This is a genomic window from Cupriavidus sp. CPT47-8839-RL05A (genome assembly GCF_058792255.1).
In genome coordinates this window covers 247,991-263,489 of record NZ_JBYTEG010000004.1, presented here as the reverse complement: position 1 = coordinate 263,489, position 15,499 = coordinate 247,991, and the positions used below count along the sequence as shown (strand labels likewise).

Here is a 15,499-nt window from a genome sequence, read left to right as displayed (position 1 = left end):
CATCCCCCTGCATCACCCGGTAATACAAGGAGTTCCAGTGGCCACTTCCCCTATGCAAGCCTCCCAGTCCGGCATCGTGCTGCCACCGCAGCGCGTGGTCTCGGTGAACGGGCTGACCGTGCGCTTTGCCACGTCCGAGCGCACCGTCGAGGCCGTGCGCAACCTGTCCTTCCATGTCGACCGCGGCGAGACGCTGGCGGTGGTGGGTGAGTCGGGGTCGGGCAAGTCGGTGACGTCGCTGGCGCTGATGCGCCTGGTCGAGCATGGCGGCGGCAAGATCGCCTCCGGCAGCATGGCGCTGCGCCGGCGCGGCGGCGAGGTGATCGAGCTGGCGCGCGCGGATAACGCCACCCTGCGCAGCGTGCGCGGCGCCGACGTGGCGATGATCTTCCAGGAGCCGATGACCTCGCTCAACCCGGTGTTCCCGGTGGGCGAGCAGATCGCTGAATCGATCCGCCTGCACCAGGGCAAGAGCCGCGCCGCGGCGCGCGCCGAAGCGCTGCGCATGCTGGAGCTGGTGCGCATCCCCGAGGTGCGCCGCGTGCTGGAGCGCTATCCGCACCAGCTCTCCGGCGGCATGCGCCAGCGCGTGATGATCGCGATGGCGCTGTCGTGCAAGCCGGCGCTGCTGATCGCCGACGAGCCCACCACGGCGCTGGACGTGACCATCCAGGCCGAGATCCTCCAGCTGATCCGCGGCCTGCAGGCCGAGATGCACATGGGCGTGGTCTTCATCACCCACGACATGGGCGTGGTGGCCGAGGTCGCCGACCGCGTGCTGGTGATGTACCGCGGCGAGAAGGTGGAAGAGGGCACCTCGGACGATGTGTTCCGTGCCCCCGCCCATCCGTACACACGCGCGCTGCTGTCGGCGGTGCCGCGCCTTGGCGCCATGAGCGGCACCGACCTGCCGGCCAAGTTCCCGTTGCTGCAGCTGGGCAGCGCCAACCCTGAACCGGTCGCAGCGCAGGACACCGTTACCCCGGGCGTGGCGCCGATCCTGCGCGTGCAGGACCTGGTGACGCGCTTCGACGTCCCCGGCGGCCTGTTCGGCCGCGTCACGCGGCGCGTGCATGCGGTCGAGAAGGTCAGCTTCGACCTCTATCCCGGCGAGACGCTGGCGCTGGTGGGCGAGTCCGGCTGCGGCAAGTCCACCACGGGCCGCTCGCTGCTGCGCCTGGTGGAAAGCCAGAGCGGCACCATCGAGTTTGCCGGGCAGAACATCAGCAAGATGGAAGGGCCGGCGCTGCAGACCCTGCGCCGCAATATCCAGTTCATCTTTCAGGACCCGTTCGCCTCGCTCGATCCGCGCGTGCCGGTGGGTTACTCGATCATGGAGCCGCTGCTGGTGCACAAGGTCGCCAGCGGCAAGGAGGCAGAGCAGCGCGTGGCCTGGCTGCTCGACAAGGTCGGGCTGGATGCATCGCACGCGGCGCGCTATCCGCACGAGTTCTCCGGCGGCCAGCGCCAGCGCATCTGCATTGCGCGCGCGCTGGCGCTGAACCCCAAGGTGGTGGTGGCCGATGAGTCGGTGTCGGCGCTGGACGTGTCGATCCAGGCGCAGATCGTCAACCTGATGCTGGACCTGCAGCGCGAGCTTGGCATCGCCTTCCTGTTTATCTCGCACGACATGGCGGTGGTGGAGCGCGTGAGCCATCGCGTGGCGGTGATGTACCTGGGCCAGATCGTCGAGATCGGGCCGCGCCGCGCGATCTTCGAGAATCCGCAGCATCCGTACACCAAGAAGCTGATGTCGGCGGTGCCGATCGCCGACCCGGCGCGGCGCCACCTGCGGCGCGAGCCGCTCAACGACGAGATCCCCAGCCCGATCCGCGCGGTTGGCGACGAGCCGGTGGTGCAACCGCTGGTGCAGGTCGCCGGCAGCGGATCGCTCGGCCACTATGTCGCCCGGCATGCCGTCGGCGGCGCCTATTGAAGTCCTGGAAGTCACCAAGTTACCAAGGAGAATCGACGATGTCTGCACGTATGGTTTCGCCCCGATGGGTGGCCGGCGCCTTTGCCGCCGGCACGCTGGGCATGTTGGCTTCGGCCCCGGCCTTCGCCGCCAAGGATGCCGTGATGGCGGTGAGTTCGACCTTCACCTCGCTGGATCCGTACGATTCGAACGACACGCTGTCGCAGGCGGTTGGGAAGAGCTTCTACCAGGGCCTGTTCGGCCTGGACAAGGACATGAAGCTGGTCAATGTGCTGGCAGACAGCTACGACGTCAGCAAGGACGGCCTCACGTATACGATCAAGCTGAAGAAGGGCATCAAGTTCCACGACGGCACCACCTTCGATGCCGGCGCCGTCAAGGCCAACCTGGACCGCGTCACCAACCCGGTCAACAAGCTCAAGCGGTACACGCTGTTCAACCGTGTCGCCAGGACTGACGTGGTCGATGCCAATACGGTCAAGGTCACGCTGAAAGAGCCGTTCTCGCCGTTCATCAACGTGCTGGCGCACCCGTCGGCGGTGATGATCTCGCCGGCAGCGCTGCAGAAGTACGGCAAGGAAATCTCCTTCCACCCGGTCGGCACGGGCCCCTTCGAATTTGTCGAATGGAAGCAGCCCGACCACCTGAAGGGCAAGAAATTCGCAGGCTTCTGGAAGACCGGCTACCCGAAGATCGACACCATTACCTGGAAGCCGGTGGTCGACAACAACACCCGCGCCGCGATCATGCAGACCGGCGAGGCTGACTTTGCCTTCAGCATCCCATTCGAGCAGGCCGCGGTGCTGAAGAACAGCGCCAAGGTGGATCTGATCGCCTCGCCGTCGATCATCCAGCGCTACCTGTCGCTGAACACCATGGTCAAGCCGTTCAACGACCCCAAGGTGCGCCAGGCCATCAACTATGCCATCAACAAGGACGCGCTGGCCAAGGTCGCCTTCGCTGGCTACGCGGTGCCGGCAGAAGGCGTGGTGCCGCCGGGCGTGGACTATGCCGAGAAGCTGGGCCCGTGGCCGTATGACCCGCCCAAGGCGCGCGCGCTGCTGAAGGAAGCCGGCTATCCGAACGGCTTCGAGACCACGCTGTGGTCGGCCTACAACCACACCACCGCGCAGAAGGTGATCCAGTTCGTGCAGCAGCAGCTGCAGCAGGTCGGCATCAAGGCCTCGGTGCAGGCGCTCGAGGCCGGCCAGCGCGTGGAAAAGGTCGAGAGCGTGCCCAAGCCGGAAGATGCCGGCGTGCGCATCTACTACGTGGGCTGGTCGTCGTCGACCGGTGAATCGGACTGGGCGCTGCGTCCGCTGCTGGCTTCGGAGTCGATGCCGCCCAAGCTGCTGAATACCGCGTACTACAAGAACGACCAGGTCGACGCCGATATCGCCGGCGCGCTGCGCACCACCGATCGTGGCGAAAAGGCGCGCCTGTACAAGGACGCCCAGGAACGCATCTGGAAGGATGCGCCGTGGGCCTTCCTGGTGACCGAGAAGGTGCTGTTTGCGCGCAGCAAGCGGTTGACCGGTGCGTATGTGATGCCGGATGGGTCGTTCAATTTTGAAGAGATCGATATCAAGCAGTGATAAGAGACCCCCAGCGGCGCTTCTCCCGCTGGTGGTTTGCTCCCCTCTCCCGCGAGCGGGAGAGGGGCGGGGGTGAGGGCGGGCGCGTGCAGGACCAATGCCAGCCGCTTTGCCTTCTCCACTCAATGAGCAGTAAGCAGTAAAGCAGTAAGCCGAGGTGGCCGCCTTGCCCGCGTCGCGGGGTCGCAGGGCGGGCGGCCTGCGGCCTCTGCTGCTGCATTTCCTTCTGGTGTGTCATGCTGAATTACTTCCTCAAACGTGTGCTGGGCGTGATCCCCACGCTGCTGATCGTGGCAGTGCTGGTGTTCCTGTTCGTCCATCTGCTGCCGGGTGATCCGGCGCGGCTGGCGGCGGGCCCGGAGGCCGATTCGGCCACGGTCGAACTGGTGCGCAAGGACCTTGGGCTGGACCGGCCCATGCACGAGCAGTTCGTCAACTTCTTCTCCAATGCGGTCCGCGGCGAGTTCGGCCATTCGCTGCGCACCAAGCGCCCGGTCAGCGAGGAGATCGGCGACCGCTTCATGCCCACGCTGCTGCTGACGGTGGCGTCGATGGCCTGGGCGGTGGTGTTCGGCATGGCGATCGGCATCGGCTCGGCCGTGTGGCGCAACCGCTGGCCGGACCGGTTCGGCATGACGCTGGCGGTGTCGGGCATTTCGTTCCCGGCCTTTGCGCTGGGCATGCTGCTGATGGAAGTGTTCTCGGTGCAGCTGGGCTGGCTGCCGTCGATCGGAGCCGACAGCTGGAAGCACTACGTGTTGCCGTCGATCACGCTGGGTGCGGCGGTGGCCGCGGTGATGGCGCGTTTTACGCGGGCCTCGTTCGTCGAGGTGCTGCAAGAAGATTTCATCCGCACCGCGCGTGCCAAGGGTGTGCGCGAGACGCTGGTGGTGGCCAAGCACGGCCTGCGCAACGCCATGATCCCGGTGGTGACCATGATGGGCCTGCAGTTCGGCTTCCTGCTGGGCGGCTCGATCGTGGTCGAGAAGGTGTTCAACTGGCCGGGCCTGGGGCGCCTGCTGGTCGATGCCGTCGAGATGCGCGACTACCCGGTGATACAGGCCGAGGTGCTGCTGTTCTCGCTCGAATTCATTCTGATCAACCTGGTGGTGGACATGCTCTACACCGTGATCAACCCAACCATCCGCTACAAGTGAGGCCGGCATGACTGAGCTTTCCACGCCCGCCGCAGCGCAAGCGGCACCCGCCACCGCCCCCGTGCCGGAGGCCGTGCGCACGCCCTGGACCGAGTTCTGGCGCAAATTCCGCAAGCAGCACCTGGCGCTGGGCGCCGGCGCCTTCGTGCTGGTGCTGGTGGTGATTGCCATCGTGGCGCCGCATATCGTGCCGTACGACCCGGAGAACTACTTCGACTACGACGCGCTCAACGCCGGCCCGTCGGCCGCGCACTGGATGGGCGTCGATTCGCTCGGACGCGATATCTTCAGCCGCATCCTGGCGGGCGCGCGCATCTCGCTGGCGGCGGGTTTCCTGTCGGTGATCATCGGCGCGCTGATCGGCACCGTGCTGGGCCTGCTGGCGGGCTACTACGAAGGCTGGTGGGACCGCATCGTGATGCGCATTTCCGACGTGCTCTTCGCCTTCCCGGGCATCCTGCTGGCGATCGGCATCGTGGCCATCCTCGGCAACGGCATGACCAACGTGATCTTCGCCGTGGCCATCTTCAGCATCCCGGCGTTCGCGCGGCTGGTGCGCGGCAATACGCTGATGCTCAAGCGTCTGACCTATATCGAGGCGGCGCGCAGCATCGGCGCATCGGACTGGACCATCCTGATGCGGCATATCCTGCCGGGCACGGTGTCGTCGATCGTGGTGTATTTTTCGATGCGTATCGGCACCTCGATCATCACCGCGGCCAGCCTGTCGTTCCTGGGACTGGGCGCGCAGCCGCCCACGCCGGAATGGGGCGCGATGCTCAACGAAGCCCGCGCCGACATGGTGACGGCGCCGCATGTGGCGATCTTCCCAAGCCTGGCGATCTTCCTGACGGTGCTGGCCTTCAACCTGCTGGGCGACGGCCTGCGCGACGCGCTCGACCCCAAGATCGACCGCCGTTGAACCCTGAGCCGCTGAACATGACCGCATCGACAACGGGCGTGCCGCGTGTCGGCAGCCTGCCGGCAGGTCCGCTGGACAGCATTGCCGACGTGGCCGGCGTGACCGTCGGCCATTGCACGCTGGCGGATGGCGCCGTGCAGACCGGCGTCACCGTGATCCGTCCGCATGGCGGCGATCCGTACCGCGACAAGGTGCCCGCCGCGGCCACCGTGCTCAACGGCTTTGGCAAGAGCATCGGGCTGGTGCAGGTGGCCGAACTGGGCGTGCTGGAAACGCCGCTGGCGCTGACCAATACCTTTTCGGTCGGCGCGGTCGCGCAGGCGCAGATCCGTGCGGCGGTGGCGGCCAATCCGGAAATCGGCCGCGCGCTGCCGACCGTCAATGCGCTGGTGTTCGAGTGCAATGACGGCTACCTGAACGATATCCAGCGCATGGCGGTGGAGGGCAGCCACTATGAGGCGGCCCTGGCCGGTGCCGGCCAGGAGGTTGCGCAGGGCGCGGTCGGCGCCGGACGCGGCATGTCGGCATTCGGCGTCAAGGGTGGTATCGGCACCGCTTCACGCCTGGCCGGTGGCTATCGCGTGGGCGCGCTGGTGCTGGCCAATTTCGGCACGCCGGAATCGTTGACCGTTGCCGGCCGCCTGGTCGGTCCGGAACTGGTCCAGCGCCTGGCGCAGCCCGACACAGCGGCGCAACCGGAAAAGGGATCGATCATCATGATCCTCGCCACCGACGCCCCGCTGGACGCGCGCCAGTTGCGCCGGCTGTCGCTGCGCGCCGGCGCCGGGCTGGCGCGTACCGGCTCGGTGTTCGGGCATGGCTCGGGCGATATCGCAGTCGCGTTCTCGAGCGCGTATACCGTGCCGCACGACACCGCCCGGCCGATGCCGGCCGTCGCCATGCTGCATGAAACCCATCTCGACCCGCTGTTCCGCGCCGCGGCCGACAGCGTCGAGCAAGCCATCCTGCATGCCCTGTGGCATGCCGCACCGGTGCAGGGCCGCGACGGCCACGGCCGGCGCGCACTGCTGGACGTGATGCCCGAACTGGGCCAAACCGCCTGATGAAGATCCTTGTTTCCACCGATATCGAAGGCGTGGCTGGCGTCTTCCACGCCGAACAGACCCGCCCCGGCAACGGCGAATACGAACGCGCCCGCGCCTGGATGACCGGCGAAGCCAATGCCGCGGTCGAAGGCGCCTTTGCCGGCGGTGCGACTGAAGTACTGGTCAACGATTCGCACGGCGGCTTCCGCAACCTGCTGCCGGACCAGCTCGATCCGCGCGCGCGGGTGGTGCTGGGCAAGCCGCGCTACCTTGGCATGATGGCCGGCGTCGAGGCCGGAGTCGACGGCGTGCTGATGATCGGCTACCACGGCCGCGCCCAGAGCCGCGGCGTGCTGGCGCACACCATCAACAGCGGCGCCTTCGCGCGGGTCTGGCTCAACGGCAAGGAACTGGGCGAGGCGGGCCTGTACGCCGCGCTGGCCGGCGAGTTCGGCGCGCCGGTGCTGATGGCCAGCGGCGACGATGTCTTCGTGCAGGAAACCCATGCGCTGATGCCGTGGGTGCGCTATGTCGAGACCAAGTCAGCGGACGGCTTCGGCAGCGGCACCTCGCTGTCGCCGGCGGCGGCGCGCGAGGCCATTGCCGCAGCGGCTGCAACCGCGGTGCGCGAACGCGCGCAGGCGCAATGCCTGCGCATCGCCGCGCCGGTGACTTGCACCCTGCAGACCCTGACGCCCGCGCACGCGGACCTGTTCTGCCAGTGGCCGGCGCTGGAGCGCCGCGACGGCGTGACGCTGTCCTTCCAGGCCGATTCGGTCCAGGCGGCGGTGCGCATGCTGAACTGCCTGTCGGCGATGTCGTTCATGCTGAAGTAGGGCCGGGCAGATTCGCCGGGGCGAGCGCGCAGATCGGCGACAATGGCGGGTCTAGCAATTCAGGCATGAGCCGCAACGCATGACCCAGGCACACGACGGGGGCTGGATCCCCGTGCGCAAGGACTTCGTCGACCCCGCCACGCGCTGCCATGCGCGGGGCGCGAGCCGCCGCCACCATGGCTTTCCGGCCGGGCAGGCTTATATCCTGCGCGACGCCGCAGGGCATGAATATCCCTTTGGCGATGACTGCGCGCGTGCCGCGGTGCCGCATCCGGGCCTGCTGCTGCAGGTGCCGGACTACACCGAGCGCGATGTGGTGCCGCGCACGGCCTTGCCCGAGGCGGCGCCCCCGGCCCGCCGGCGCGATCCCGCCCAGGCACAGGCCGCCGAGCGCGCCGCCGCGATCCGCTACCTGGTGCTGCGCATGGAGAAGGTGGCCGCGGTGCCGCGCGTGCAGCCGACAGTGCGCTTCCCGGCGCTTGAGGGCGTCTACGAGCAGTACCAGCGCACCGGCGACATCGGCATGGCGCAGGTGCGCCGCATCGTGGCGATCGAACGCAGCCCGTCCACCCCGCCGCGGCTGCGCGCCACCAACCTGCTCGACGTCTATACCGCGCATATCAAGCTGGAATGGCTGATCGCGGGGTCCAACAGCGTCGACAACATCCGCTTCCTGCGCAGCCTGCACGACTGGCTGGCCCGTCACCTGGTGCTGACCGCCGGCCAGCTGGCCGCGGGCGGGATCGAGATGCATCCGCAGGCGTTCACTTCGCCTGGTATCTGGGGGCCGGGGACGGAGCCCGCGCCGGCGCCCGGGTATGCGTCCGGGTCGCTGTTCTAGCAGCGGGTGGCAAGACCTGCGGATTTGGCGTCTAATGCCTGCATCGCATCCGCCGGTCACGCCATGAGCCATTTTTCTCGCAGCTACGCCGAAGCCCGCCAGAAGTTCCTTGACGCCGCGCGCACGGCCGGGGCCGCGCTGGCCCAGTTCCCGCACCCCACCAAGCGCGGCAGTGCCGGCGAGGACCTCGCGATCGACGTGGCGCTGGCCGGCCCGGCCGAGGCCCGCCGCTGCCTGATGGTGACCTCGGGCACGCACGGCGCCGAAGGCTTTGCCGGCTCCGGCGCGCAGGTGACGATGCTGCACGACGCCGCGCTGCTTGCCGATTGCGCCGCCGCCGACACCAGCCTGCTGCTGGTGCATGCGATCAATCCCTACGGTTTTTCCCACCTGCGCCGGGTCAACGAGGACAACGTCGACCTGAACCGCAATTTCATGGACTTCACCCAGCCGCTGCCGTACAACGAGGCCTATGCCGAGATCGCGCCGCTGCTGGTGCCGGCGCAATGGCCGCCGTCCGACACCGACCAGGCGCAACTGATGAAGGCCGTGGCCGAGCGCGGCATGCCGTGGTACCAGGCCGCGGTCAGCCGCGGCCAGTACCAGGACCCGGGCGGCATGTTCTACGGCGGCGACAAGGCTGCCTGGAGCAACTACACGCTGTGCCGCATCCTGGCGCGCTTCGGCGCCGGGCGCGAGGCGCTGCGCTGGATCGACGTCCATACCGGGCTGGGCCCCTGGGGCTATGGCGAGCCCATCCACATGGGCCCGGACACGCCGGAATCGCTCACGCGCACGCGCGCGATCTGGGGCGCGCGCGTGACCTCGATCTACGATGGCTCGTCGACCTCGGCCAACCTCACCGGCCTGGCCTGGCACGCGGTGCTGCAGACCCTGCCCACCATGGACTATGCCGGCATCGCGCTTGAGTTCGGCACGCTGCCGGTGGGCGAGGTGCTGGACGCGCTGCGCGGCGACCACTGGCTGCACCAGCACCCGGAAGCCGACGAAAACCAGCGCGCGCTGGTCCGCCAGGCGATGTGGCGTGCCTTCTATGGCGATACCGATGACTGGCGCGAGGGCGTGGTGGCGCAGGTGACCGACGCAGTGCGGGACACCATTGCCTCGGCCTAGCCGGTTCTGGCCGCAAGCGCCTTCTGGTAATGTCTCGACGTTGGCGGTAGAGTGCTGAGCCAGGCACTGCCGCCATGCCTTGGCCGGCACGAGCAGCAGCCGCGCCGCGGTCAGAAAACTACCAGAAACAAGACGGAAGAGGTCGGGCAGGCCCGGGCGCATGACCTTGCGCGTCGCCGCGGCCTGGCGCACGGCGTCGCTTCCGGCATCAGCTCGGCAGGGAGGCCGGTGCGATGACCCTCCATGAACTGAAGCCCAGGTTCCAGGCCCGGTTGCGCCCCATGGTGCAAGACCTGGCGCAGCGCGGCGTGACTGCCAACCAGGTGACGCTGGCCGCCGCGGCCGGCTCCCTGGCGGTGGGGGTGCTGGCCACGCTGGGCATGCTGGTGGCCGAAACCCCGGCGCTGTTCCTGCTGTTTCCCCTATGGTTGTTCCTGCGCATGGCGCTCAACGCCGTCGACGGCATGCTGGCGCGCGAGCACGGCCAGCAGAGCGTGCTGGGTGCCTACCTGAACGAGCTTGGCGACATTGCCTCGGACCTGGCGCTGATCCTGCCGCTGGCCGCGCTGCCGGGCTTCAGCCTGGGCCAGGTCGGCACCTTCGCGCTACTGGCGGTGATCGTCGAGGCCGCCGGGTTGATCGGCCCGCTGGCCGGGGCCAGCCGGCGCTACGACGGCCCGCTGGGCAAGAGCGACCGCGCCTTCGCGGTCGGCGCGATCGCGCTGTGGGCCGGTGTTGGCCTGGGCTTTGGCGCGGCCGCCAGCTGGCTGTGGCTGGTGCTGTCGCTGCTGTCGCTGTTCACGATTGCCAACCGGGTGCGCCGCGGTGTCGCCGAGGCCCAGTCCCGCACAGCGGAGTAGCGAGATGGACCGACCGTCGACGCGCCAGCCGCAAGAGCGGCAATTCGAGACCCACGACCGCCAGACGCTGTTCTATCGGCACTGGCCGGCGGTGGAGGGCCCGGCGCGCGGCGCCGTGGTGCTGTTCCATCGCGGCCATGAGCATTCCGGCCGGGTCGCCCACCTGGCCGACGAACTGAACCTGCCCGGCTACGAGATCTTTGCCTGGGATGCGCGCGGCCACGGCCGTTCGCCCGGCGAGCGCGGCTACAGCCCCAGCCTGGTGGACTCGGTGCGCGATATCCAGACCTTCACCACCCATATCGCCGAGGTCCACGGCATCCCGCTGGAACGCACCGCGGTGATCGCGCAGAGCGTGGGCGCGGTGCTGGCCGCCACCTGGGTGCACGACTACGCTCCGCCGATCCGCGCGCTGGTGCTGGCCTCGCCCGCGTTCAAGGTCAAGCTCTACGTGCCCTTTGCGCGGCCGGGGCTGAAGCTGATGCAGCGCCTGCGCGGCAAGTTCTTCGTCAACAGCTACGTCAAGGCCAAGTTCCTCACGCACGATCCCGAGCGCATCGCCAGCTACGACAGCGATCCGCTGATCACGCGCCCGATCGCGGTCAATATCCTGCTGGACCTGTACGACACGGCGGAGCGCATCGTCGCCGATGCCGCGGCGATCACGGTGCCGACGCAGCTGCTGATCTCCGGCGCCGACTGGGTCGTGCATCGCGGGCCGCAGGACCGCTTCTATGAGCGCCTGGGTTCGCGCACCAAGGAGCGCATCGTGCTGGACGGCTTCTATCACGACACGCTCGGTGAGCGCGACCGCAAGCTGGCGGTCGATGCCGCGCGCCGCTTTATCCTGCGCGAATTCGACACGCCGTCGGCGCCGCGCTCGCTGCTCGATGCCGACCAGATCGGCCCGTTCCGCGAGGAATCCGACCGCCTGGCGTCGGCGCCTGCCGGGCTGGCTGCCTGGTACTGGCGCGCGGCGCGGGCCAACCTGAAGCTGGGCGGAATACTGTCGGACGGGGTGCGGCTGGGCCATGAGACCGGCTTCGACTCGGGCTCGACGCTCGACTATGTTTACCGCAACGCCCCCTCGGGCCGCGGCAAGCTGGGCCGGCTGGCCGATCAGCAGTACCTGGACGCGATCGGCTGGCGCGGCATCCGCCAGCGCAAGGTCCACGCCGAGGCCCTGATCGCCGAGGCCGTGCGGCGGCTGCGCGCGGCCGGCATGCCGGTGCGGATCGTCGACATCGCCGCCGGGCACGGGCGCTATGTGCTTGAGGCGCTGGGCGCGCTGGATGGCGGCGCCGCGGCGGTCGAGTCGATCCTGTTGCGCGACTACAGCCCGCTGAACGTCGAGCAGGGCCGCGCCCTGATCGCCGCCAAGGATCTGGCGGACGTGGCCCGCTTCGAGCAGGGCGATGCCTTCGACGGCGACAGCCTGGCGGCGCTGGCACCGGCGCCGACACTGGCGGTGGTTTCCGGCCTGTACGAACTGTTCCCCGACAACGCGATGGTGCGGCGCTCGCTCGAGGGCCTGGCGCGCGCGGTGCCGCCCGGCGGCTACCTGGTCTACACCGGCCAGCCCTGGCATCCGCAGCTGGAATTCATCGCGCGCGCGCTCACCAGCCACCGCGCCGGCGCCGCCTGGGTGATGCGCCGCCGCTCGCAGGCCGAGATGGACGAACTGGTGCGGGCCGCTGGCTTTGACAAGGTGACCCAGCGCATCGACCCGTGGGGCATCTTCACCGTCAGCCTGGCGCGCAGGCGCGGCGCATGAGCACGGTGCCGACGGAGGTTGGCGCCGGGGCGCATTCGCAGCTGCCTGCAGGCAACCGGCCCTGGGGGCTGGCCTGCCTGCTGCTGGCGCTGGCCGGCGCGTTCTTTTTCTCCAGCTACGGCTTTGCCAACTGGCTGGCGAGCCAGCGCGCCAACGTGCCGGCGGTCTATTTCGAATGGGAGCAGGGGATCCCGTTCCTGCCGTGGACCATCGTGCCGTACTGGTCGATCGACCTGCTGTACGGCATCTCCTTCTTCCTGTGGCGCACGCGCGCGGCGCTGCTCACGCACGTCAAGCGGTTGGTACTGGCGCAGCTGGTGTCGGTGGCGTGCTTTATCGCCTTCCCGCTGCGCTTCAGCTTTGCCCGGCCGGAGGCCGACGGCCTGCCGGGCCAGCTGTTCACGCTGCTGGGCGGTTTCGACCTGCCGTTCAACCAGGCGCCGTCGCTGCATATCAGCCTGCTGGTGATCCTGTGGGTCGCCTTTGCGGCGCACCTGCGCGGCGGCTGGCGCTGGCTGCTGCACGGCTGGTTTGCGCTGATCGGGGTCTCGGTGCTGACCACCTGGCAGCACCACCTGATCGATGTGCCCACCGGCGCGCTGGTGGGCTGGCTGTGCGTTTACCTGTTCCCGATGCAACGGCCCGCTGCCGGTGCGCCGGATGCGCGCACGCGCCAGCTGTCGCGCCGCTACACCGTGGGCGCGCTGGTGGGGTTGCTGTGCGCGGTGCTGGCGGTGGGTGCGTCGGTGACGCTGGCGTTGCTGCTGCTGTGGGCCGCGCTGGCGCTGGCCTGCGTCGCCCGGATCTACGCGCTGGCCGCGCCGGCGTGGTTCCAGAAGGACGGCGATGGGATGATGGCCCCGGCCGCGCGCTGGGTGCTGGCGCCGTACCTGCTGGGCGCCTTCCTCAATTCGCGCTGGTGGACGCGGCGCGCGCCGCAGCCCAGTGCCATCGCGGACGGCATCTGGGTTGGCCGCTTCCCGACCCGCGCCGGACTGCGCGCGATCGGGGCGGACGCAGTCCTCGACCTGACCGCCGAACTGCCGCGCGCAGCCACCGACCCGGCGCTTGCGTATCGTTGCGTGCCGGTGCTGGACCTGACCGTGCCGACGCCGGAACAGTTGGACCAGGCCGTGGCTCAACTCGACGCCTGGCAGCGGCAGGGCCGCCGCGTGCTGGTCAGCTGCGCGCTCGGCTATTCGCGCAGCGCGCTGGTTGCCGCCGCATGGCTGGCGCGCCGGCAGGGACTGCGCGACGCCGGCGCTGCGCTGGCGTTGCTGCGCGAGCATCGCCCGGCGGTGGTGCTCGGGCGCGAACATGCGCAGGCGCTGCAACGCTGGCTGGACCGTCCCGCCATGCCGGAGCCCGATGATGGACGCTGAGTTCACGCAAGGCACTGATGCCTGGATCGCACACGCCGTCACCGGCGCGCTGTCGGGCGCCGTGTGGATCGGCGCGGCCGGGCTGGCTTTCGGCGTGGCCACGGCATGGCTGGGGGTGGCCACGCCGGTCCCGCGCGTGCTGGCGGCCGCTTCGCTGCTGCTGGCGCTGCCCCAGCTCTGGCTGCTGCTGCGCGTTGCCATCGACCGCCGCTTGTTCGATGCGCTCGCGGCCGGGCGGCAGGACCAGCCCGACCTGGCCGGATTGGACGCCGCGCTGCTCGAACTGGGCTGGATGCCGGCGCAACGCGCCGGCCGTCCGCTGCCGGACCGCGCCCGCGGCGCGCTGCGGCTGGTGCGCGCCAGCGCCGCGCTGACTGTGTGCCAGCTGGCGCTGGCCTTGCTGACCGTGATCCTGAGGTAACCAACCATGTGGCTTGCCCGCGCGACCGCGCGCGCCATCATCGTCTTCGCCCGGCTGCTGACCGGCATGCGCGCCAACTGGCAGGGCTGCATCCCCGCCGCGGTGCAGCGCGTCTACTTTGCCAACCACAGCAGCCACGGCGATTTCGTGCTGATCTGGGGCTGCCTGCCGCCCGACCTGCGCACCGTCACGCGCCCGGTGGCCGGTGCCGACTACTGGGAGCGCTCGCCGCTGCGGCGCTTTATCGGCCGCGACGTATTCCACGCGCTGCTGATCGACCGCACCCGCAGCGAACCGGGCAGCGACCCGGTGGCGCTGATGCACGGCGCGCTGGCATCCGGCGACTCGCTGATCCTGTTTCCCGAAGGCACGCGCAATACCACCGACGCGCGCCTGCTGCCGTTCAAGAGCGGCATCTACCACCTGGCGCGGGCCTGCCCCGGGGTGGAGTTCGTGCCGGTGTGGATCGACAACCTCAACCGCGTGATGCCCAAGGGCGAAGTCGTGCCGGTGCCGCTGCTGTGCACCGTCACCTTTGGCCAGCCGGTGCTGCTGGCCGCCGAGGACAGCAAGGAAGCCTTCCTTGCGCGCTGCCGCGACGGCCTGCTCGCGCTTGCCCCGGAGCTGGAATGACCGCCATGCCCACTTTGCACTGGAGCCCCGAGACCTGGCTGCTGTTCGGTGGCCTGTTCGGCGTGCTGCTGCTGGCCTCCACCGTGACCGCGCTGCTGCGCTGGCGGGTGGCGGGCGGCGGCCAGCACGCGGTGATCGACAACCTGGCGCAGCGTGTCTGGGCCTGGTGGTGGATGATCGGCATCATGGGCGTGGCCTTTGCACTGGGCCGCACCGCGGTGATCGTGCTGTTCTACCTGCTCTCGTTCTTCGCGCTGCGCGAGTTCGTCACCATCATCACCACGCGGCGCGGTGACCATCACGCCATCGTCGCCGCCTTTTTCGTGTTCCTGCCGCTGCAGTACATGCTGGTCTATATCGGCTGGTACGGCATGTTCTCGATCCTGATCCCGGTCTATGCCTTCCTGATCCTGCCGATCCTGGCGGCGCTGTCGTCCGAGACCACGCGCTTCCTGGAGCGCTGCGCCGGAGTGCAGTGGGCGGTGATGGTGTGCGTGTTCTGCATCTCGCACGTGCCGGCGCTGCTGACGCTGCCGATCCCGGGCTTCGAAGGCCGCAACCTGCTGCTGATCGCCTTCCTGGTGATCGTGGTGCAGGGCAGCGACGTGCTGCAGTATGTGTGGGGCAAGCTGTGCGGCAAGCGCAAGATCGCGCCGCTGCTGTCGCCGTCCAAGACCGTCGAGGGCTTTGTCGGCGGCGTGGCCAGTGCCACCGCGCTGGGCGCGGCGCTGTGGTGGATCACGCCGTTCTCGCCGTGGCAGGCCGGCGCGATTGCGCTGGTGATTGCGCTGATGGGCTTCCTGGGCGGGCTGGTGATGTCGGCGATCAAGCGCGACCGCGGCATCAAGGACTGGGGCCATATGATCCAGGGCCACGGCGGCATGCTGGACCGGCTGGACTCAGTGGTGTTCGCCGCGCCGGTGTTCTTCCATATCACCCGCTACTGGTGGGTGCCCTGAGCA

At 69.0% G+C, this 15,499-nt stretch carries 14 protein-coding genes; all 14 read left to right on the top strand.

The genetic code is table 11. The annotated features are described in order from the left end of the window. The first annotated feature begins 52 nt into the window (after positions 1 to 52). The 14 genes from AC3WVS_RS06455 (at position 53) to AC3WVS_RS06390 (ending at position 15,496) form a co-directional block, all read left to right on the top strand. Positions 53 to 1,936 carry a dipeptide ABC transporter ATP-binding protein gene (locus AC3WVS_RS06455; protein WP_492317946.1) on the top strand — a complete coding sequence of 628 codons (1,884 nt, stop codon included), beginning with the start codon at positions 53 to 55 and terminating at the stop codon, positions 1,934 to 1,936. A gap of 38 nt (positions 1,937 to 1,974) precedes the next feature. Then, positions 1,975 to 3,531: a glutathione ABC transporter substrate-binding protein GsiB gene (gsiB, locus tag AC3WVS_RS06450; RefSeq protein ID WP_492317870.1), complete on the top strand. Its 1,557-nt coding sequence runs from the start codon at positions 1,975 to 1,977 to the stop codon at positions 3,529 to 3,531. A 236-nt stretch (positions 3,532 to 3,767) separates the two neighbouring features. Further along, complete coding sequence (gene gsiC / locus AC3WVS_RS06445; RefSeq protein WP_010814211.1) at positions 3,768 to 4,688, top strand: glutathione ABC transporter permease GsiC; 921 nt, start codon at positions 3,768 to 3,770, stop codon at positions 4,686 to 4,688. 7 nt (positions 4,689 to 4,695) lie between these two features. After that, positions 4,696 to 5,610: a glutathione ABC transporter permease GsiD gene (gene gsiD / locus AC3WVS_RS06440; RefSeq protein ID WP_010814210.1), complete on the top strand. Its 915-nt coding sequence runs from the start codon at positions 4,696 to 4,698 to the stop codon at positions 5,608 to 5,610. Positions 5,611 to 5,627: 17 nt separating this feature from the next. After that, positions 5,628 to 6,674 carry a DmpA family aminopeptidase gene (locus AC3WVS_RS06435; protein WP_492317869.1) on the top strand — a complete coding sequence of 349 codons (1,047 nt, stop codon included), beginning with the start codon at positions 5,628 to 5,630 and terminating at the stop codon, positions 6,672 to 6,674. Beyond that, complete coding sequence (locus AC3WVS_RS06430; RefSeq protein ID WP_492317868.1) at positions 6,674 to 7,492, top strand: M55 family metallopeptidase; 819 nt, start codon at positions 6,674 to 6,676, stop codon at positions 7,490 to 7,492. The genes AC3WVS_RS06435 and AC3WVS_RS06430 overlap by 1 nt, the downstream gene beginning before the upstream one ends. Positions 7,493 to 7,571: 79 nt before the next feature. Further along, complete coding sequence (locus AC3WVS_RS06425) at positions 7,572 to 8,333, top strand: hypothetical protein (protein WP_492317867.1); 762 nt, start codon at positions 7,572 to 7,574, stop codon at positions 8,331 to 8,333. 63 nt (positions 8,334 to 8,396) lie between these two features. Further along, a complete protein-coding gene (locus AC3WVS_RS06420; protein ID WP_492317866.1) occupies positions 8,397 to 9,467 on the top strand; it encodes a M14 family metallopeptidase in 1,071 nt (356 codons plus the stop codon). A gap of 233 nt (positions 9,468 to 9,700) precedes the next feature. Next, positions 9,701 to 10,327 carry a CDP-alcohol phosphatidyltransferase family protein gene (locus tag AC3WVS_RS06415; protein WP_492317865.1) on the top strand — a complete coding sequence of 209 codons (627 nt, stop codon included), beginning with the start codon at positions 9,701 to 9,703 and terminating at the stop codon, positions 10,325 to 10,327. A gap of 4 nt (positions 10,328 to 10,331) precedes the next feature. After that, positions 10,332 to 12,101 carry a bifunctional alpha/beta hydrolase/class I SAM-dependent methyltransferase gene (locus AC3WVS_RS06410; protein WP_492317864.1) on the top strand — a complete coding sequence of 590 codons (1,770 nt, stop codon included), beginning with the start codon at positions 10,332 to 10,334 and terminating at the stop codon, positions 12,099 to 12,101. Beyond that, entirely contained in the window at positions 12,098 to 13,483 is a 1,386-nt protein-coding gene (locus AC3WVS_RS06405) for a phosphatase PAP2/dual specificity phosphatase family protein (protein WP_492317863.1), read from the top strand. Before AC3WVS_RS06410 ends, AC3WVS_RS06405 begins: the two co-directional genes overlap by 4 nt. Next, a complete protein-coding gene (locus AC3WVS_RS06400; protein WP_492317862.1) occupies positions 13,470 to 13,904 on the top strand; it encodes a hypothetical protein in 435 nt (144 codons plus the stop codon). The genes AC3WVS_RS06405 and AC3WVS_RS06400 overlap by 14 nt, the downstream gene beginning before the upstream one ends. A gap of 6 nt (positions 13,905 to 13,910) precedes the next feature. Beyond that, a complete protein-coding gene (locus AC3WVS_RS06395) occupies positions 13,911 to 14,537 on the top strand; it encodes a lysophospholipid acyltransferase family protein (protein WP_316149908.1) in 627 nt (208 codons plus the stop codon). Then, positions 14,534 to 15,496: a phosphatidate cytidylyltransferase gene (locus AC3WVS_RS06390; protein ID WP_492317861.1), complete on the top strand. Its 963-nt coding sequence runs from the start codon at positions 14,534 to 14,536 to the stop codon at positions 15,494 to 15,496. The genes AC3WVS_RS06395 and AC3WVS_RS06390 overlap by 4 nt, the downstream gene beginning before the upstream one ends. Positions 15,497 to 15,499: the final 3 nt, after the last annotated feature.